We start from the raw sequence: 18,086 nt of genomic DNA on the forward strand, positions 1-18,086 counted from the left end.
CCCGTGTCGATGGGTCGATGTCACTTCTTGTCGACATGATGACCAACACTCTCGACGAGGCGTACGCCGATGCAGCCCGGCGCAAGGCTTCCGGCGACGCACCCACGACCGGCGGGACGCCCGCCGCGGTCGTTCCCGTTCCGAGGCGGCTCGTCGCCCTCGTGCTGCTCGTCGCCCTCGGCGTCGTCACCGGGATCGCAGCGGCCCAGGTGCGTCGGCGCGACGCCGCGCAGGACCCGAGCCGCGCGGCCCTCGCGGCTGACGTCCGCGAGCGGATCGCCTCGACGGACGAGCTCGCCGCGCAGGCGGCGGGACTCCAGGCGTCTCTGGCCAGTGTGCGGGACGAGGCCCTGGCCGCGGACGCGCGCGGCCGGGAGGTCTCGGCGCGTCTCGGACTGGTCGAGCTGCTTGCCGGGACGACGGCCGTGACGGGCGACGGCCTGGTCGTCACCCTCGACGACGCGCCTGCGGCCCGCGGGGACGACGGCGCACCGCTCGACGACCGAGGCGGGCGTCCGGGCGACGGACGGGTGCTCGACCGTGACCTCCAGGAGCTCGTCAACGGGCTGTGGGCCGCGGGCGCCGAGGCGATCAGCGTCAACGACCAGCGGCTCACCGCGCTCACCGCCATCCGCGGAGCGGGCGACGCCGTCCTGGTCGACAAGCGACCGCTCGTCCCGCCGTACGTCGTGCAGGCCGTCGGTGACCCGGCGTCGCTGGAGCCTCGCTTCGTCGACGGCACGGCGGGTCGCCGGCTCGCGACGTACACCTCGCTGTACGGCCTGCGCCTCGGTGTGGAACCGGGACGTAACCTGCGCCTGCCGTCCGCGCGTGACCCAGACCTGCGCAGCGCCGTACCGAAGGGGGTGCAGCGGTGATCCCCGCCATCGCACTGGCGGTGGGCGTCGCGCTGGGCCTGCTGCTCGAGCCCACCGTCCCCGCCGTGCTGCAGCCCTACCTGCCCATCGCCGTCGTCGCGGCGCTCGACGCGGTCTTCGGTGCGGTCCGTGCCCAGCTCGACGGGATCTTCGACGACCGGGTGTTCGTCGTGTCCTTCGTGAGCAACGTGCTCGTCGCCGGCCTGGTGGTCTTCCTCGGTGACCAGCTCGGGGTGGGCGGGCAGCTCTCGACCGGGGTCGTCGTCGTGCTCGGGATCCGGATCTTCTCCAACGCGGCGGCGATCCGGCGCCACGTCTTCCGGGCATGACCGGCGCGAGCGGCGCGCAAGACCGGGCGCCGACCCCGCCGGCCCCGCCGGCCCCGCCGAGCGCCTGGCGGCGCCTGGCCCGCGTCCTGCGCCCTCGGTTGAGGAGGGTCGACGTCTCGGTCGCGGCTCTGCTCGCCCTGCTCGGCTTCGCGGCCGCCGTGCAGGTCCGCTCGGCGCAGGACGACGGCCTGCTGGCTGCTGCACGCGAGGAGGACCTCGTCCGCATCCTCGACGACCTGTCCAACAGGGAGGACCGGCTGCGCCGCGAGCTGGCCAGCCTCACGGCGGCCAAGGACCGGCTGAGCAGCGGTTCGGACCAGGCGCAGGTCGCGCTGGAGCAGGCTCAGCGGCGCACGCTCGTGCTGGGTGTCCTCACGGGCACGGTGGAGGCGCGCGGACCCGGCATCGTCCTGACCCTCACGGACCCGCAGGGCGAGCTCGGCGCCGACGTGCTGCTCGACGCCCTGGAGGAGCTGCGCGGCGCGGGGGCAGAGGCGATCCAGGTCGAGGGCCCGGTCGTCAGCGGCGAGGGGGAGGGAACCGCGCCGGTGGTGCGGGTGGTCGCGAGCACCGCGCTCGTGGACGCCATTCCCGACGGTGCGTCCGACGGGAACGACGGTCCGCGTGGTGTCGAGGTCGACGGCACCCTGCTGCGCCCGCCCTACCGCTTCACCGTCCTGGGCGACCCCGGCACGCTGGCCTCGGCCATGGCCATCCCCGGTGGGGTCGAGGACGTTGCCGAGCGGGCCGGTGGACAAGTTGTCGTCACGCGCGGCGAGGCGCTCGCGGTGACCGCCTTGCGACAGCTGTCGCGTCCTCGTTACGCTCGCCCGACCGGTGAGTCCGACTGACCCGTCCGGCCACCCCACCACCCTTGGCGAGCGCGGCTGCGCCCGCCCCGACCGAGAGGCGCCGGTGTACCCCGACGACCTGAAGTACACCGCCGAGCACGAGTGGGTGAAGGTGGTCGGCGACGGTCCCGACGCCGTCCTGCGCCTCGGCATCACGCACTACGCCCAGGAGGCGCTCGGCGACATCGTCTTCGTGACGCTGCCCTCCGTCGGCACCGACGTCGAGCTGGGTCAGGCGATGGGTGAGGTCGAGTCGACCAAGAGCGTCTCGGACGTCTACGCCCCGCTGCCCGGCACCGTCACGGCGCGCAACAAGGCACTGGACGCCGCCCCCGAGCTGGTGAACTCCGACCCCTACGGCGAGGGCTGGATGGTGGAGCTGGCGCCGACGGGCGGGGTGAGCGCGGCGCTCGCCCACACCTCGCTGCTCGACGCCGCCGCCTACCAGGCCCTGCTGGGCTGACGGTCCCTCACAGTATGACTCGACCTCGGGTCGAGGGTCGTGCCGCCACCTCGACCTCCACCGGCGGTTGACCCTGCCGCCGAGCACGCACTACGGTCGTGACGACCCGGCCCACCCGGCCCGGGGGACCGCGAGGCGGTGACCCACCCCTCGCACGCGGACGAGCGGAGGCGGGCACCGACGTGTTCTGCACGCAGTGCGGTCAGCAGAACCCCGACGACAGCCGCTTCTGCGCGCGCTGCGGCACCGCGGTCAGCGCGCCGTCCGGGGGACCCGGTGCGGGGGAGATCCCGGGGGTGGACACCACCTCGACGATCTCGCTCGCCGCGCTCGAGGGCGCGCTCGAGGGCGGTGCCGAGTCCGTCGAGGCCACCGAAGGGGCGGGCCAGGACGAGCCTGCCGGGAGCACCGTTGAGGCCCTGCCCGCGGGCAGCGCGCTGCTCGTCGTGAAGCGTGGGCCCAACGCCGGCTCCCGCTTCCTGCTCGACGCCGCCACCACGACGGCCGGACGGCACCCGGAGAGCGACATCTTCCTCGACGACGTCACCGTGAGCCGGCGGCATGCCGAGTTCGTGCGCGAGGAGCACGGCTTCCTGGTCCGGGACGTGGGCAGCCTCAACGGCACCTACCTCAACAGGGAGCGCATCGAGGCGGCAGCGCTCACGGGCGGTGACGAGGTGCAGATCGGCAAGTACCGCCTGGTCTTCCTCGTCGGAGGGGGCCAGTGACGACGCCGTCCCGCGCCGACCTTCCTTCCCGGGCGGATGCGGTGGTGAGCCGGGCCTTCATGAGCATCGGCGAGGTGCTGGGCCAGTTGCGCCCGGACTTCGCGGACATCACGATCTCGAAGATCCGCTTTCTCGAGGCTGAAGGTCTCGTCGAGCCCGAGCGCACGTCAAGCGGCTACCGCAAGTTCTCGCGGGAGGACCTCGCGCGCCTGCGCTTCGTCCTGTCCGCCCAGCGCGACCACTACCTGCCGCTGCGGGTCATCAAGGAGCACCTCGACGCCCTCGACAGGGGACTCGAACCGCCGTCGCTCGGCACCACGGGAGGGCCCCGCGTGCCGCGTGCGTTGGTCGCCGCGGAGGGGCTGCCGTCGCCGGAGAGCTTCCTGCCCGACGTGAGCGAGATCCGGCTGTCCCGCGCCGAGCTCCTCTCGGCGGCCGGGCTCGACGAGGAGCAGCTGCTCGCGCTCGAGCAGTACGGCCTCGTCACCACGCGGGCCGGCGGGAGCCACTACGACGGCGACGCGCTCGTCGTCGCCAAGACGGTCGCGGAGATGGCCCGCTTCGGCATCGAGGCCCGGCACCTGCGCCCCTTCAAGGCCGCGGCCGACCGGGAGATCGGTCTGGTCGAGCAGGTCGTCACGCCTCTGGTGCGCCAGCGCAACCCCGAGGCGCGGGCCCGGGCCGACGAGGTCGTGCGCGAGCTCGCCGCGCTGTCGGTCAAGCTGCACTCGACGCTGGTGAAGGCCGGGCTCGGGCCGGGCCTTCGGCGCTAGGACCGGTCACCGGTCCGGGGGCGGCAGGGGCCGACCCGCGGGGGTAGGGTCGACAGACTGCCGGGGACGCGCCCCGCAGGATCGAGGGAGGCCCCGTGGACGAGCCCGCTGAGCAGGGGCCGCCCGGCTCACTGTGCGAGCTGAGCGTCGTCGGGGTCCGCGTCGAGCTCCCCAGCCAGCAGCCGATCGTGCTGCTCAAGGAGGTCGACGGCGACCGCTACCTGCCGATCTGGATCGGGGCGGTCGAGGCCACCGCGATCGCTTTCGCGCAGCAGGGCGTCGTCACGGCCCGACCGATGACCCACGACCTGCTGCGCGACCTGCTCGCCGCACTGGACAGCCCGCTGCGCACGGTGACCATCACCGAGCTGCGCGAGGGCGTGTTCTACGCCGAGCTCGCCTTCGACGGCGGGACCACGGTCAGCGCTCGCCCCTCCGACGCGATCGCGCTCGCGATGCGCACCGGAGCGGTCATCCGTGGTGAGGAGGCCGTGCTCGCCGAGGCGGGCATCGCGATCCCCGATGAGCAGGAGGACGAGGTGGAGAAGTTCCGCGAGTTCCTCGACACCATCACGCCTGAAGACTTCGAGCAGGGCTCCTAGCCCTCACCCTTGAGTAGAGGTCGAGAGTTGAGACACGTGCGACGACACGCCCCCGCGGTCGTTGCGCAGCACGGCGCACGTCCTTAGCGTGCACTGCACACGCGGCGCGGGCTGACCCCCCGAGCGGCACCGGAGCACGGCGGCACAGGAGGCACGCGGTGGTCGACGAGACCAGCGGGCACGGCAACGACGAGCAGCCGGGTGCTGACGTGGGCGCGCCGGCTGCACCGGCCAGCCCGCGTGCGAGCCTCAACCTCCAGGCGAGCCTGTTCGACGACCTGCCGCTCGAGGACCAGCCCGGTGGCGACCCCGAGGGCGTGGGCTACCGCGGCCCCACCGCGTGCAGCGCCGCGGGCATCACCTACCGCCAGCTCGACTACTGGGCCCGCACCGGCCTGGTGGAGCCCAGCGTGCGCGAGGCCTCCGGGTCGGGCACCCAGCGGCTCTACAGCTTCCGCGACATCCTGGTCCTCAAGGTCGTCAAGAAGCTGCTCGACGCGGGCGTCTCGCTGCAGAACATCCGCACCGCGATCTCGACGCTGCGCGACCGCGGTGTCGAGGAGCTGGCGCAGATCACGCTGATGAGCGACGGCACGACCGTCTACGAGTGCACCAGCACCGATGAGGTCGTCGACCTGCTGCAGGGCGGTCAGGCCGTCTTCGCGATCGCCGTCGGTCGCCACGTCCGCGACGTCGAGGGCTCCCTCGCCCAGCTCCCGGGCGAGCGCGCCCGCGAGGCCGAGTCCGCTCCCGCGGACCAGGGCGAGCACGCCGACGAGCTCGCCTCGCGCCGCCGCCGCCGCACCGCCGGCTGAGCTCGCGACCGCACGCCGCACCCCTCGCGGACACGCCGACCGACCCCGTCGTACGACGGGCTGGTGGGTCGGCGCGCTGGTAGGCTCGGCCTTGCCGACGACCCCACGCGGGAGAGTCCCCGTGCACGCCAGTGCGGGGCGCCGAAGGAGCAAGTCCTCCCCGACAACCTCTCAGGCCCCGTGGACCGCGTGGGACAGGCGACTCTGGAAAGCGACCATCCCGGCCCGCCACGGGCCGGGTGGTCCACCGACGGTGCAAGCCCGCAGGCTGGGTGAAGCTCTCAGGTCCCGTGACAGAGGGGGAGGGCCCGCCGAGCGCTGACCAGCGCTCGGCGTCGCGCCGGTGCCTGGAGGCCCCCCGTGTCGAGTCCCGTGTCGAGCACCCCCCGTCCCGCCCTGCGCGACCTCGAGCAGGCGGCGCCCTTCGCGACCCGCCACATCGGCCCGGACGCCGACGAGATCGCCAAGATGCTCGCCGTCATCGGCCAGGGCAGCCTCGAGGACCTCGCCCGCACGGCCGTCCCCGACGCGATCCGCCTCACCGAGTCGCTCGACCTGCCGGCGCCGGCGAGCGAGCAGGAGGCGCTCGCCGAGCTGCGGGCGCTCGCCGGGCGCAACACCGTCCAGGTGCCGATGATCGGCATGGGCTACGCCGGCACCCACACGCCGCCGGTGGTGCTGCGCAACGTCTTGGAGAACCCGGCCTGGTACACCGCCTACACGCCCTACCAGCCCGAGATCAGCCAGGGCCGGCTCGAGGCGCTGCTCAACTTCCAGACCGTCGTCGCCGACCTCACCGGACTGCCCCTGGCGGGCGCGTCGCTGCTCGACGAGTCGACCGCCGCCGCCGAGGCGATGACGCTGGCCCGCCGCACCAGCAAGGCCCCGGACAGCGCGGTCTTCCTCGTCGACGCCGACACCCACCCGCAGACGGTCGCGGTGATCGAGACCCGGGCGGAGCCGCTGGGGCTGAGCGTGCAGGTGGTGGACATGTCGACAGGTCTCCCTGCCGACATCGAGGTGTTCGGCGTCCTGCTGCAGCACCCCGGTAGCAGCGGCGCGGTGCGCGACCTGCGGCCACTGGTCGAGGCCGCTCACGCCCGCGGGGCGATCGTCGCCGTCGCCGCCGACCTGCTCGCCCTCACGCTGCTCACCAGCCCGGGCGAGCTCGGTGCGGACGTCGCGATCGGCACCACCCAGCGCTTCGGCGTGCCGCTCGGCTACGGCGGTCCGCACGCCGGCTACATGGCGGTGCGCACCGGTCTGGAGCGCTCCATGCCGGGCCGCCTCGTCGGTGTCAGCGTCGACGCCAACGGCGCGCCCGCCTACCGGCTGGCCCTGCAGACCCGCGAGCAGCACATCCGCCGCGAGAAGGCGACCTCCAACATCTGCACCGCGCAGGTGCTGCTGGCCGTGATCGCCGGCATGTACGCCGTGTGGCACGGACCGGAGGGCCTGCGGACGATCGCCAGCCGCGCCCACCGGATGGCCGCGCTGCTCAGCCGCGCGCTCGACGGCGTCGCCGAGACCGTCCACCCGCACTTCTTCGACACCCTCACGCTGCGGGTGCCCGGTCGGGCGGCCCCCGTCGTCGAGGCGGCCCGGGTGGCCGGCGTCGACCTGCGCCTCGTCGACGACGACACCGTCGGGGTCAGCACCGACGAGACCACCACGCGCGCCCACCTCGAGGTCGTGCTCGCGGCTTTCGGCGCCGACGCCCCCGACTGGGACGCCCTGGACGCGACGACCCCCGACGCGCTGCCCGACGCGCAGCGACGCTCCTCGTCGTACCTCACGCACGAGGTCTTCCGGACCCACCACAGCGAGACCGCGCTGCTGCGCTACCTGCGGCGGCTGTCCGACAAGGACCTGGCGCTCGACCGCACCATGATCCCGCTGGGGTCCTGCACGATGAAGCTCAACGCCACGACCGAGATGGAGCCGGTGACCTGGCCGGAGTTCGGCGGGTTGCACCCCTTCACACCCGCCCGGCACGCCGAGGGCTACCGCCAGCTCGTCACCGACCTCGAGCGCTGGCTGTGCGAGGTCACCGGCTACGACGCCTGCAGCCTCCAGCCCAACGCCGGGAGCCAGGGCGAGCTGGCCGGTCTGCTCGCGATCCGTGGCTACCACCGCGCCAACGGCGACACCGCGCGCGACGTCTGCCTCATCCCGGCGAGCGCCCACGGCACCAACGCCGCGAGCGCGGTCATGGCCGGCATGCGGGTCGTCGTGGTCGGGACCACGCCCACGGGCGACGTCGACGTCGTCGACCTGCACGCCAAGATCGACGCGCACCGCGACCGGCTCGCCGCGCTGATGGTCACCTACCCGAGCACCCACGGGGTCTTCGAGGACACCATCACAGAGGTCTGCGCCGCGGTGCACGACGCGGGCGGTCAGGTCTACGTCGACGGCGCCAACCTCAACGCGTTGGTCGGCCTCGCGAAGCCCGGCCGCTTCGGGGCCGACGTCAGCCACCTCAACCTCCACAAGACCTTCTGCATCCCGCACGGCGGTGGCGGTCCGGGCGTGGGGCCGGTCGCGGTGCGGGAGCACCTCGCGGCGTACCTCCCCAACCACCCGCTCGACCCGGCCGCCGGTCCGGCGACCGGGCCGGGCCCGATCAGCGGAGCGCCCTACGGCAGCGCCGGGATCCTGCCGATCAGCTGGGCCTACGTCCGCATGATGGGCTCCGACGGGCTCACCCGCGCCACCCAGGTCGCGGTCCTGTCGGCCAACTACGTCGCCGCCCGGCTGCAGCCGCACTTCCCGGTGCTCTACACCGGTCGCGGGGGGCTCGTGGCCCACGAGTGCATCGTCGACCTGCGCACGATCACCAAGGAGACGGGCGTCACGGTCGACGACGTCGCGAAGCGGCTCGTCGACTATGGCTTCCACGCCCCGACGATGAGCTTCCCGGTCGCGGGCACGCTCATGATCGAGCCGACCGAGTCCGAGGACCTCGCCGAGCTCGACCGGTTCTGCGACGCGATGATCGCGATCAGGGCCGAGATCGACGAGGTCGCGGCGGGCACCTGGCCGGCCGACGACAACCCGCTGCGCCACGCGCCGCACACCGCGGCCGACGTCACGGGGGAGTGGGGTCGCTCCTACTCGCGCGAGCTCGGTGCCTTCCCGGGGGCTGTGGTGGCCGCCACGAAGTACTGGCCGCCGGTCCGTCGCATCGACGGCGCCTTCGGTGACCGCAACCTGGTGTGCAGCTGTCCTTCGCCGGAGGTCTACGCCGACTGACGCACCTGCTGGTGGGATAGGCATCCCGCTCACGACAGTGGCCCCACCCCGGACGGGGGAGGGGCCGTGGTCGCGTGCAGCAGGTGCAGGGGTCGGGAGCTCACGTCGTACGACGTGGTGGTGCTCCCGGCGGGAGGCTCAGGCAGCGGTCGGGGAGCCGCAGGGCGACCAGACCCGGCAGGCCGGGCGGTGCGGCGCGACCGTGCTGCGGTCGGGCATCAGCTCGCCGGTGTCCTCGAAGAGCACGACGCCGTTGCACAGCAGGGACCAGCCCTGCTCCGGGTGGCTCGAGATGACGCGGGCGGCGTCGTGGTCGGCGGCGTGCGCTGAGGGACACCGTGGCTCGTGCGCGCACGCGGTGTCGAGCTCCTGGGGCAGTGGGCTGCTCGTGGGTGCCATGCTGGTGTGCTCCTGCGTCGAAGGCCTCGGGTCGGCCCCCGCGGGTAGCGGGTGCGCTCCGATGCGCTGCTCGTCTTGCGTCAACGACCCGCGGGTGGCGGAAGTGACGCAGATGACATTGTCTACCTCGGCGAGCCCGTCCGGGGCCTGAACTGCACGATCGGGGGAGACTGTGCCGACCGGCAGGGCCAGCGGCACCGACGAGCCGCCCGGCCGGCCCGCTGCCTGGCGCGGCCCGCTCGTCGAGGTGGACCGGCTCGAGTGGAGCGCGACCGGAACGTCCACGGGGACCACCACGGGGCACCTCCGCGATCTGCTCGACGACTTCCTGTCCGCGCACGGTCTCGCGGGCGAGCCGGCAGCGCAGTCGTCTTCCGGACAGACCGCCGTCGCGCTGCTCCTCGGCGCCGACGGGTGCGCGGCCCTGGCCGGGATGCCCAAGGGAGCCGCCAGCCCGGTCGCCGTCCCCGACGTCGTGGCCGTCGCCCTGCGTCGGGCAGACCGGCCCGCGCACCCTGACACCCCTGCGCCGGCCGTGGGGGAGTGGGCGCTGTCGTGGACCGACGCCGAGCACGCGGCGGCCGTCGAGAAGGTGCGGGAGGCGATCGGGCGCGGGGACGTCTACCAGGCCAACGTCGTCGGTCACCGCAGCGCACCCAGCAGCGGCGACCCGCGCGCGGTCGCCCGTCGCGTCGCGACGATGGCAGGAGCCGGGGCCTACGCCGGGATGCTGTCCGGCGCGGGCTGGGCCGTGGGGTCGGCCTCGCCGGAGCAGTTGGTCCAGGTCACCGGTCGGCGCGTCACCACGGTCCCCGTCAAGGGCACCCGCGTCGAGCGCCCGGGCGCCCGCGAGGAGCTGCTCGTCAGCACCAAGGACCGCGCCGAGCACGTCATGATCGTCGATCTCGAGCGCAACGACCTCGGGCGGGTCGCGGTCACCGGCTCGGTCACCGTCGAGCGGCTCTACGACGTGAGCAGGTGGGCGCACCTGTGGCACGCCGGGTCGACCGTCGCCGCCGAGCTCGCGGCCGGTGCGACCGCCCTCGACGTCCTGACGGCTCTCGCACCTGGCGGCTCGGTCACCGGCGCGCCCAAGCGGGCTGCCTGCGCGCTGCTGGCCGGCCTCGAGCCGGTGGGGCGCGGACCCTCGATGGGCGCCCTCGGTCTGCTCTACCCGGGGGGCTGCGACCTCGGGCTGACGATCCGCACGGTGGCGGTTGCCGACGGGCGCGCCCACGTCTGGGCAGGCGGCGGCATCACGTGGGGGAGCGACCCGCTCGCCGAGGTCGCGGAGGCCCACGCCAAGGCCGCCCCCGTCGTCGCGGCGCTGTCCGCGCCCTGACCCCGCGCGCTCAGGTGCGGCCCTCGGACTCCTGCGCGGCCGACAGCTGTGCGTCGGCCTGCGCGCTGCGCGTCATCCAGGTGGCGCGCAGCACCCGGTGCCCCGCGGCCTCGTAGGCGTCGCAGACGGCGAGGTCGTCGTCGACGACAAAGGCCACCACGCGGTCGCGCGCGGCCCGGGCGAGCCAGCGGGGCTTGCCGACCGCCGCCGGGCTGTGGTCGGAGTCGGAGCGCATGTGCAGGGCGCCCTCGGGCAGGCCGTGACAGGCGAACCACGCCAGGGTGTCGGCCCGGCACCGCTCCGGGCGGCCGGTGACGTAGACGACCTCGCAGTCGCGCGCGGCCTCGGCAGCCAGGGCCAGGCCCTCGGACAGCGGCGGGTCGTCCACGGCGGCCTGGAAGAACGCGTCCCAGCGCTTGGGCCGGTGGTCGAGGTGGTGCAGGCGGTGTCGAACGTCGGCGAGCACACCGTCCACGTCGAAGACGGCCAGCGGTCGGGTGTCCACCCGTCGAGTCTGCCTGGTCCACGAGGCATGGCCCAGATCACCTGATGTACGGCGTTTCGATGTCCTGGTTTCACCCGATTGGCCTACACTTTCCTCAGTACCCAGCTCCACCGGACGGCCTCCCTCTTGCCCCTCGGCCACGGCCCACGACCCGTCCGTAGTCAGGTGGATCACCCACCTGGCCGCTCAAGTCCCTGCCCCCGATCTGCCGAGGCACCCTGTGGCGGGACGTCCGCCTCGGGGACCGGTTGACCTGACCTGCCCCCGATGTCCGAGAGGTCCTCATCTCGTGCGACTCGCTCAGCGCGCCAGCGTTCTCACCCTGACCGCCCTCGTGGCCGTGCCGCTCCTGGGCTCCGCCCCGGCGCTCGCCGCCGACGGCCCGGTCTTCAAGGTCCACGCCCTCGCTCCCGTCACCGCGACGACCACCTCCGTGGCCACTGCCCCCACGACGACGGTCGTGCGCGCCCAGGCGGTCACGTCGCTGTCGGCCGCGGACGTCTACGAGAACCGCCTGTTCCAGCTCACCAACGCCGCCCGCACCTCCCGCGGCCTGCGCCCGCTCGTGAAGTCGGGCTGCGCGACCACCATCGCCGGCAACTACGCGCTGCGGCTCGCCCAGCTCGGCAAGCTCGTCCACAACAACATGTCGCGCGTTGCGGCGACCTGCGGCGCCAGCGGCGCGGGGGAGAACATCGCGTTCGGCAACGTCAGCGCCGACCAGATGTTCCAGATGTGGATGAACAGCTCCGGTCACCGCGCGAACATCCTGCGCCCCGACTACAAGAGCATGGGCATGGGCGCCTACAAGACGATGTCCGGGCGCTGGTACGGCGTTCAGAACTTCCTACGCGCCTAGCGGTCCGGGCCGCGGGGGGTAGTCACCACGGCCACCCGAGAACCACCCGGTCGGGTAGTGCGCCGAACCGCTCCGGCGGCCGATCATCGTGATGGTCGCGATCTGCTCGCGGCCGTCATGGATGGAGGCCACGTGCGCATCACGGACATCGCGCTGTCGACCCCGGTCACGGGTGCCCGCCCTGCGGCGGCGCGCCGCGCTGGTGAGGGCGCAGGCGCCGCGCCGGTCGTCCGACCCGGTCCCACGGAGCGGGGCGCGTCCGCCGACGAGGTCGCGGAGATCGCGCTGCAGAAGGCCGCTGCCTTCGCGGCCGCGGCCCGCACCGTGGCCGCGCAGAACGAGCTCGCGTCGGCGTCGGCGTCCCAGGAGCGGCTCACCGAGGCGCTCGTCCCCTAGCCGCCCGGGCGGCCAGGCGTCGCTCCGCAGGCGGGGCTGCGCACACGGGCCGCCCCTGGGTGGGCGTCGTGCCCGCCCGCCCGCGCACGATCGCGGCGCACGCGCTCGTCTCTTGCCGACGGGCACGGCGGCTACGACCTCGCGATCTACCGCGGGGCGCTGCGCTCCTGGCTCGACGGGGGAGTGCTCTACGACTACGCCCACCCCTGCGACTCGCGGCAGCTCGGCTTCACCTACCCGCCGTTCGGCGCGCTGGTGCTCGCGCCCCGATCAGCTGGATCCATCACCTGTGGTGGGTGATCCCGGCCGTCGCGGGCCTGCTGCACCCCGCACCCGTCGAGCCCTGTTCGCGGCAGGGTGCCTGGTCGCGGTGTTCGCCTCGTCGCTGCCGGATCTCGCCCGCGTGCCGCTCGGTGAGCATCGGTCGTCGGTCTGGACGGTGCTGGGCGAGAGCGCCCTGTGCCTGGCGCTGCTGGCCGTGCTCATGCTGCTCCCGTACCGAGCGGCCACGGGTTCCGGGCAGGCCCGGAAGGGGCCAGTGGCGCTCCCGACCCGTGCGATCTGACATAATGTCGATTATCGGCGCAGTATGTGAGCCAGGGGAGTCGGCCGAGCGGGGCGCTGTCCCGGTGCCACTCTCTCGCCACCTCACGACGGCGCCTTGCAGCACTGCACGCACCTAGCGTGCACTGTCCATGCGGACGGGGTCGCCCTTCCGGTGCAGCAGTGCACGCGGACCGCGTGCACTGCTGCAAGCGGCGCGGCAGGTGGTTGCCGCTGCAGACGGTCAGCGACGAGGGCTCGAACTCGCGGCGGGCTTGGCGGCGGGCTTGGCTGGGGCCGTCGTGACCACCGGTGGGCGCACCAGGCGCACGGTGGGGCTGGCGAAGACGCGCCGCACGACCACGCGGCCGAGGACCTTGGAGCTGTCGACCATGTAGCCGTGTCCGAGGTAGATCCCGACGTGCTCCGCGGGTGCGCCGTAGACGACGAGGTCACCGACGCGGGCGTCGGGCAGAGCCACCGGGCGCGAGGCCGCGACCAGAGCGCGGCGGTCGGCGGGCAGGACGCCACCCCCGGCGTGCCGCCACGCGACCCGGACCAGCTCGACATCGGTCCACGCGGTCGACCCGAGCACCGAGCGGGCGTTGGCCGCGGCCTTGGTCATGACGGCGCTCGACTGCACCTTCTGCACGCCAGGCAGGCCCTTGAGGGGTACGACGGGAGCCGGCACGGCGGCGGGGCGGTTGACGGTCGACGTGCTGGTCCCGCTGGTGGGACGAGTCGCGGCCGGTGTTGGCGCGGCAGTCGGCGACGGGGCGGTCGGCGATGTCGTGCCGGCGCTCAGGGGCGTCGGCGTCCAGGGCTTCACGGGGACCATGCCGTCGCGCGGGACGCGGCCGTAGCGCACGATGCCGGTGGTCCAGATCGCCCGCTCGACGACGCCCTTGCGGCTCGAGGAGGCGTCGACCATCCGGCCGCCGCCGATGGCGAGGCCGACGTGGCTGACGGGCTGGCCGTAGAAGACGAGGTCGCCGGGGTGGAGCTGCTCGGCAGGGATCGGCACCGCCCAGCGCTGCTGGTCGCGCGAGACCCGGGGCATGCCCGTGACTCCCCCGACCTCGCCCCACAGGAACGACGTGAGACCTGAGCAGTCCCACAGGTCGGGCCCCTCGGCCCCGAGCTCGTAGCGGTCACCGACCTGCTGCTTGGCGATCTGCACGATGGCCGGGACCGGGTCCGTGGTCGCCGGTCCCGCGCTCAGCCCCGCGGTCGTCCCGGCGGCGAGTCCGGCGCACAGCGCCAGCGCGGTGAGCGCGCGGGCGCGCAGGGACCGGACGGAGGGCACAGCAGCTCCAGTGGGACGGGTGTGACGGCTGATGCTGGTGTGTCGGCGGGTTTCCGGCAATACCTGAGCCCGCGACGTCCACATCGTCCCGGTGTGGGGAGCCGACCCCGGGTTCAGCGGTGGGCGAGCTCGCGGGCCTGGACGCCGGCGGCGGCGGCCGCGATCAGGACCAGCGCTCCCCCGGTGCCCTTCGACAGCCGCCCGGCGCCCACGGCCCGCGCGACGGCCGCGGCGTCGACGGCGTCGGCGAGCAACCCGGCGGCGAGCCAGAGCCGCGCCGGCCGACCGTCACCGGAGCGGCGCGCCGCCCCGCCTGCCGCAACCGCTCCGAGGCCCAGGGAGACCTCACGCGCGCCCAGCATCTGGACGGCCCAGTCCATCCGCTGGGCGCTCGCCGAGTCGACGCCCAGCGCCGTCGGGACCAGCGACGGTCGGGTGAGCATCGCCACTCCCACCCCGGTGCGAGCCAGCCCCAGGCGGGTAGGAGACAGGAGGCGGCCGACCAGTCCAGCGGTACGGGCGGGGGCGGTCAGCAGCACGGGGGCTCCAGGTGTCAGCGGGGAACGACGGTTGAGGGGTGTGCAGAAGTTGTGAAGGTCGTCTCCACAGCCTCTGCACGGGCAACCCGGGAATCCTCGCAGGCGTCTGGTCGTTGGAACACTCGAACCCACTGCTGGGAGGCACCCGATGAGTGACCGCGTCCTGCGAGGCAGCCGCCTCGGAGCGGTGAGCTACGAGAGCGACCGGCACACCGAGCTCGCTCCGCGGCTGCAGACCGTCTACGACTGCCCCGACGGCCACGCGACCACCGTGCCGTTCGCCGCCGAGGCAGACATCCCCTTCACGTGGGAGTGCCGCACCTGCGGCGCGACCGGGCTGCTGCGCGACGGTGTGCAGCCCGAGCCCAAGAAGGGCAAGCCGGCCCGCACCCACTGGGACATGCTGCTGGAGCGCCGTTCCCCCGCCGAGCTCGAAGAGGTCCTGGCCGAGCGGCTCGCCGTGCTGCACGAGCAGCAGGGCGCCGTCAAGGCCGCCGCGAAGGCGTCCAAGAAGAGCGCCTGACGCACCTGAACCCCCTCATCGGGCCGCCCTCCTGACCCCGGGGGGCGGCCCGGCTACGTTCCCGGGCGGTCGGGCCGCTCGACGACCTCTCCCTCGACGAGGCCGTCCACCACGGAGCCGTCCACCACGGGCCCACTGCCCGGCCGGCGCGTCCCGCGGGTCGCCCGGCTGCCGACTGCGCCGCCCACCAGGCCCACGACCCCGAGCCTGCTGGTGAAGAACCCCAGCAGCAGCCGGCGCAGCACCGCCCGCGACGGTGGCGCGACGCACAGCAGCCCGAGCACGTCAGTGGTGAAACCGGGTGTCAGCAGCAGCGCGCCGCCGAAGATGACGAGCGCCCCGTCGGCGACCTCACGGGCGGGGACCTTGGACGACGCCAGCGCCGCGCGGAAGGCCGCCCACGTCTTGCGCCCCTCGCGCCGCACCAGCCAGGCCCCGAGCACCGAGTCGAGGACCAGCAGGGCGATGGTGGGCAGTACGCCGATCTGCTGGCCGACCTGCACGATCACGTAGAGCTCGACGATCGGCACCACGACGAACGCGACGGCGAGCAGGAGTGGCACGGCTCAGCCTCCGACGCGGGTCGGTCGACGGTCGCGGGAGCGGCGGCTCGTCAGGCCCCACCAGCTCACCCGCCACAGCGCCTCGAGCACGATCGCGCGGCTCATCTTCGACTCGCCTCGCTCGCGCTCGACGAAGGTGATCGGCACCTCGACGACGCGGTAGCCGGCCTTCCAGGTCTGCCACGCGAGGTCGACCTGGAAGCAGTAGCCCTGCGAGGAGATCGCGTCGAGCGCGAGCGCGTCGAGGACCTCACGGCGATACGCGCGATAGCCGCCGGTCGCGTCGCGCAGCGGCACCCCGAGCATCAGCCGGGTCCACCAGTTGCCGCCGCGTGACAGCACTTCGCGCGACGTCGGCCAGTTGACGACCCGACCGCCCTCGACCCAGCGCGACCCGAGTGCCAGGTCGGCGTCGTCGAGGGCCGCGAGCAGCAGCGGCAGCTGCTCGGGTGCGTGCGATCCGTCGGCGTCCATCTCCACGACGACGTCGTAGCCGTGCTCCCGGGCCCACCCGAACCCTGCGACGTACGCCGCTCCGAGGCCCGTCTTCTCGGTCCGGTGCAGCACGTGCAGCCAGTCGTGCTGCGCCGCGAGCGCATCGGCCAGGTCACCGGTGCCGTCGGGGCTGCCGTCGTCGATGACGAGCAGGTGCGCGTCGGGCACCGCGGCGTGCAGCCGCGACGCGATGATCTCGAGGTTGTCGCGCTCGTTGTAGGTCGGCACGCACACCAGGACCCCGCTCACGGACGCCTCACCAACGCGCACCCGAGGGCGACCAGACCGACCAGCGCGAGCGCCGCCTCGGGCAGCCCGCCGAGGCGGGTCGCCACGGTCAGGGCGGTGCGCTGGGGCACCTCGTGGACGAGGACGTCGCGGGTGAAGACCTCCGCGCGGTCGACGATCCGGCCGTCCGGGGCGATCACGGCACTGACTCCCGAGGTGGCGGCGACGAGGACCGCGCGACCGTGCTCGACGGCGCGCAGGCGCCCCATGGCGAGCTGCTGCTCGGTCTGGGCGGTGCGCCCGAAGGTGGCGTTGTTGGTCTGCACGACCAGCAGCCTGCCCCCTCCGGTCACGACGTCACGCACCAGGTCGTCGTAGGCGACCTCGAAGCAGATGACATCGCCCACACGCGCGACTCCGACGTCGAGCACACCGGGCTCGTCCCCGGCGCGGAAGTCGCGCGGGACCAGGTCGACCTTGCTGGTGACCTTGCGCAGCAGCGAGCGCAGCGGCATGTACTCCCCGAACGGCACCGGGTGCCGCTTGACGTAGCGCTCCCCCGCCCCGGTGACCGGGTCCCAGACGATCCCGGTGTTGTCGACCTGGTCTCCCGCGTCGACGAGGGTGCCGACCAGCACAGGAACGCCGATGTCACGCACCGCCTCGTCGATGAGCGCCCGCGCGACCGGGTCCCCGAAGGGGTCGATGTCGCTCGCGTTCTCGGGCCAGACGACCAGGTCCGGTCCGGTGACCGTGCCGGCCCGCACGGCGTCGGCGAGCTCACGGGTCGCCTGGACGTGGTTGCGCAGCACCGCGGTGCGCTGGGCGTTGAAGTCCAGGCCGAGGCGCGGCACGTTGCCCTGCACGACCGCGACCGTCGTCGTGGGGCCGTCGACCGGGGTGGGCACGAGGACGGCCACCGCCCACACCGCTAGGGCGGGTACGACGGGCCACAGGGCGCGCCTGCCGGGGCGGGTCACCACGTGCGCGAGGGCTCCCCCGACCAGCGCGACACCGAAGGTCACGAGCGGGGCACCGCCCAGTGCGGCCAGCGGGGTCAGCGCGGTGTCGGCCTGGCTGAAGGCGAGCCGCCCCCACGGGAAGCCGCCGAAGGGCGCCCGCGAGCGCAGGGCCTCCCCCGCGACCCAGACGCCGGCCGACCAGACAGGCCACCAGGTCAGGCGGCTGACGACCGCCAGGGCCGCGCCCATCGGGAGCACCATCGCGGTCTGCAGGAGCACCAGCGCGATCCACGCGCCGGGGCCGGCGACGGTCCCGGACCAGTGCAGCAGCGGCAGGAAGAAGCCGAGCCCGAAGGCACCCGCGAGCACCACGCCGTGACGGGCGCTGCGTCCGCGGACGACGAGCAGCAGCCCGGCGACGGCGACGGGTGCGAGCAGGGCGAGCGCGACGGGCGCGAAGGCGAGGTCGAGCACGACGCCGCTGGCCGCCGCGGCGGCGACCCGGGGAAGGCCCGGCGCCCACGCGCGCCGGCCGACAGGGCCGGCTGTGGGAGCAGCAGGGCGGTCCACGACGGCGACACCATCCGCCCTGCCGTCAGCCCTACCTTCCGAGCCGCCGTCCGCACTGCCCATCGGGTCCACACCGACAGTCTGCCTGGCGTGCCCGCACGAGGGTCGGTCGCGTGCGATGGAGCAGGGACCCGACGGCGCCTTCGGTCCGACCCGCCGGCG

Annotated in this window: 21 protein-coding genes and 1 riboswitch; of the genes, 14 read left to right on the top strand and 7 right to left on the bottom strand. The window is 73.8% G+C overall.

Annotated elements, in window-relative coordinates; translation table 11 throughout:
• Positions 1-35 precede the first annotated feature (35 nt).
• The 9 genes from Q8R60_10125 to gcvP all read left to right on the top strand — a co-directional run bounded on the left by Q8R60_10125 (position 36) and on the right by gcvP (position 8,694).
• On the top strand, positions 36-878 hold the full coding sequence (locus Q8R60_10125) for a DUF881 domain-containing protein (GenBank protein ID MDP3712822.1): 843 nt from the start codon (positions 36-38) through the stop codon (positions 876-878).
• A complete protein-coding gene (locus Q8R60_10130; protein MDP3712823.1) occupies positions 875-1,207 on the top strand; it encodes a small basic family protein in 333 nt (110 codons plus the stop codon). The genes Q8R60_10125 and Q8R60_10130 overlap by 4 nt, the downstream gene beginning before the upstream one ends.
• Positions 1,204-2,058, top strand: coding sequence for a DUF881 domain-containing protein (locus tag Q8R60_10135; protein ID MDP3712824.1), 855 nt, complete (start codon positions 1,204-1,206; stop codon positions 2,056-2,058). The genes Q8R60_10130 and Q8R60_10135 overlap by 4 nt, the downstream gene beginning before the upstream one ends.
• A 64-nt stretch (positions 2,059-2,122) precedes the next feature.
• Complete coding sequence (gene gcvH, locus Q8R60_10140; protein MDP3712825.1) at positions 2,123-2,521, top strand: glycine cleavage system protein GcvH; 399 nt, start codon at positions 2,123-2,125, stop codon at positions 2,519-2,521.
• A gap of 182 nt (positions 2,522-2,703) precedes the next feature.
• A complete protein-coding gene (locus Q8R60_10145) occupies positions 2,704-3,249 on the top strand; it encodes an FHA domain-containing protein (protein MDP3712826.1) in 546 nt (181 codons plus the stop codon).
• A 59-nt stretch (positions 3,250-3,308) separates the two neighbouring features.
• Complete coding sequence (locus Q8R60_10150) at positions 3,309-4,022, top strand: MerR family transcriptional regulator (GenBank protein MDP3712827.1); 714 nt, start codon at positions 3,309-3,311, stop codon at positions 4,020-4,022.
• Positions 4,023-4,153: 131 nt separating this feature from the next.
• Positions 4,154-4,624 (top strand): bifunctional nuclease family protein, encoded by a 471-nt coding sequence (locus tag Q8R60_10155; protein MDP3712828.1) that lies wholly within the window; start codon positions 4,154-4,156, stop codon positions 4,622-4,624.
• Between the two features lie 266 nt (positions 4,625-4,890).
• Positions 4,891-5,439, top strand: coding sequence for a MerR family transcriptional regulator (locus tag Q8R60_10160; GenBank protein MDP3712829.1), 549 nt, complete (start codon positions 4,891-4,893; stop codon positions 5,437-5,439).
• A 98-nt stretch (positions 5,440-5,537) separates the two neighbouring features.
• Positions 5,538-5,637, top strand: a riboswitch (glycine riboswitch).
• A gap of 270 nt (positions 5,638-5,907) precedes the next feature.
• On the top strand, positions 5,908-8,694 hold the full coding sequence (gene gcvP, locus Q8R60_10165) for an aminomethyl-transferring glycine dehydrogenase (protein MDP3712830.1): 2,787 nt from the start codon (positions 5,908-5,910) through the stop codon (positions 8,692-8,694).
• A 138-nt stretch (positions 8,695-8,832) separates the two neighbouring features.
• Here gcvP and Q8R60_10170 read toward each other — a convergent pair whose 3' ends face one another.
• The gene (locus Q8R60_10170) at positions 8,833-9,093 is read right to left on the bottom strand and encodes a DUF5999 family protein (protein ID MDP3712831.1); all 261 of its coding nucleotides are present in this window, start codon (positions 9,091-9,093) and stop codon (positions 8,833-8,835) included.
• 172 nt (positions 9,094-9,265) lie between these two features.
• Between Q8R60_10170 and Q8R60_10175 the strand changes: the two genes are divergently transcribed.
• Positions 9,266-10,435 (top strand): chorismate-binding protein, encoded by a 1,170-nt coding sequence (locus Q8R60_10175; protein ID MDP3712832.1) that lies wholly within the window; start codon positions 9,266-9,268, stop codon positions 10,433-10,435.
• Positions 10,436-10,445: 10 nt separating this feature from the next.
• On the opposite strand, the gene Q8R60_10180 is transcribed toward Q8R60_10175, so the two are convergent.
• On the bottom strand, positions 10,446-10,940 hold the full coding sequence (locus tag Q8R60_10180; protein MDP3712833.1) for a hypothetical protein: 495 nt from the start codon (positions 10,938-10,940) through the stop codon (positions 10,446-10,448).
• Between the two features lie 289 nt (positions 10,941-11,229).
• Between Q8R60_10180 and Q8R60_10185 the strand changes: the two genes are divergently transcribed.
• The 3 genes from Q8R60_10185 (at position 11,230) to Q8R60_10195 (ending at position 12,760) form a co-directional block, all read left to right on the top strand.
• A complete protein-coding gene (locus tag Q8R60_10185) occupies positions 11,230-11,799 on the top strand; it encodes a CAP domain-containing protein (GenBank protein MDP3712834.1) in 570 nt (189 codons plus the stop codon).
• Positions 11,800-11,931: 132 nt separating this feature from the next.
• Complete coding sequence (locus Q8R60_10190) at positions 11,932-12,195, top strand: hypothetical protein (protein ID MDP3712835.1); 264 nt, start codon at positions 11,932-11,934, stop codon at positions 12,193-12,195.
• A gap of 370 nt (positions 12,196-12,565) precedes the next feature.
• A complete protein-coding gene (locus Q8R60_10195; GenBank protein MDP3712836.1) occupies positions 12,566-12,760 on the top strand; it encodes a hypothetical protein in 195 nt (64 codons plus the stop codon).
• Positions 12,761-12,982: 222 nt separating this feature from the next.
• Here Q8R60_10195 and Q8R60_10200 read toward each other — a convergent pair whose 3' ends face one another.
• Together Q8R60_10200 and Q8R60_10205 are read right to left on the bottom strand one after the other, a co-directional pair.
• Positions 12,983-14,044 (bottom strand): NlpC/P60 family protein, encoded by a 1,062-nt coding sequence (locus Q8R60_10200; protein MDP3712837.1) that lies wholly within the window; start codon positions 14,042-14,044, stop codon positions 12,983-12,985.
• Between the two features lie 113 nt (positions 14,045-14,157).
• Complete coding sequence (locus Q8R60_10205; GenBank protein ID MDP3712838.1) at positions 14,158-14,487, bottom strand: hypothetical protein; 330 nt, start codon at positions 14,485-14,487, stop codon at positions 14,158-14,160.
• Between the two features lie 244 nt (positions 14,488-14,731).
• On the opposite strand from Q8R60_10205, the gene Q8R60_10210 reads away from it, so the two are divergent.
• Entirely contained in the window at positions 14,732-15,106 is a 375-nt protein-coding gene (locus Q8R60_10210) for an RNA polymerase-binding protein RbpA (protein MDP3712839.1), read from the top strand.
• Between the two features lie 53 nt (positions 15,107-15,159).
• On the opposite strand, the gene Q8R60_10215 is transcribed toward Q8R60_10210, so the two are convergent.
• From Q8R60_10215 to lnt, 3 genes are read right to left on the bottom strand one after another with little or no spacing between them, the layout of a single operon-like run.
• Positions 15,160-15,669, bottom strand: coding sequence for an FxsA family protein (locus tag Q8R60_10215; GenBank protein ID MDP3712840.1), 510 nt, complete (start codon positions 15,667-15,669; stop codon positions 15,160-15,162).
• Between the two features lie 3 nt (positions 15,670-15,672).
• The gene (locus Q8R60_10220; protein ID MDP3712841.1) at positions 15,673-16,413 is read right to left on the bottom strand and encodes a polyprenol monophosphomannose synthase; all 741 of its coding nucleotides are present in this window, start codon (positions 16,411-16,413) and stop codon (positions 15,673-15,675) included.
• Entirely contained in the window at positions 16,410-17,924 is a 1,515-nt protein-coding gene (lnt, locus tag Q8R60_10225; GenBank protein MDP3712842.1) for an apolipoprotein N-acyltransferase, read from the bottom strand. Before lnt ends, Q8R60_10220 begins: the two co-directional genes overlap by 4 nt.
• Positions 17,925-18,086 lie beyond the last annotated feature (162 nt).

The organism is Mycobacteriales bacterium (assembly GCA_030697205.1).
Taxonomy (GTDB): domain Bacteria; phylum Actinomycetota; class Actinomycetes; order Mycobacteriales; family SCTD01; genus JAUYQP01.

Excerpts from the sequence above, each read along its gene's own strand:
- Q8R60_10125 (MDP3712822.1), top strand. The coding sequence starts at position 36 with ATGATGACCAACACTCTCGACGAGGCGTACGCCGATGCAGCCCGGCGC.
- Q8R60_10135 (MDP3712824.1), top strand. The coding sequence starts at position 1,204 with ATGACCGGCGCGAGCGGCGCGCAAGACCGGGCGCCGACCCCGCCGGCC.
- Q8R60_10150 (MDP3712827.1), top strand. The coding sequence starts at position 3,309 with ATGAGCATCGGCGAGGTGCTGGGCCAGTTGCGCCCGGACTTCGCGGAC.
- gcvP (MDP3712830.1), top strand. The coding sequence starts at position 5,908 with ATGCTCGCCGTCATCGGCCAGGGCAGCCTCGAGGACCTCGCCCGCACG.
- Q8R60_10170 (MDP3712831.1), bottom strand. The coding sequence starts at position 9,093 with ATGGCACCCACGAGCAGCCCACTGCCCCAGGAGCTCGACACCGCGTGC.
- Q8R60_10205 (MDP3712838.1), bottom strand. The coding sequence starts at position 14,487 with ATGCTCACCCGACCGTCGCTGGTCCCGACGGCGCTGGGCGTCGACTCG.
- Q8R60_10210 (MDP3712839.1), top strand. The coding sequence starts at position 14,732 with ATGAGTGACCGCGTCCTGCGAGGCAGCCGCCTCGGAGCGGTGAGCTAC.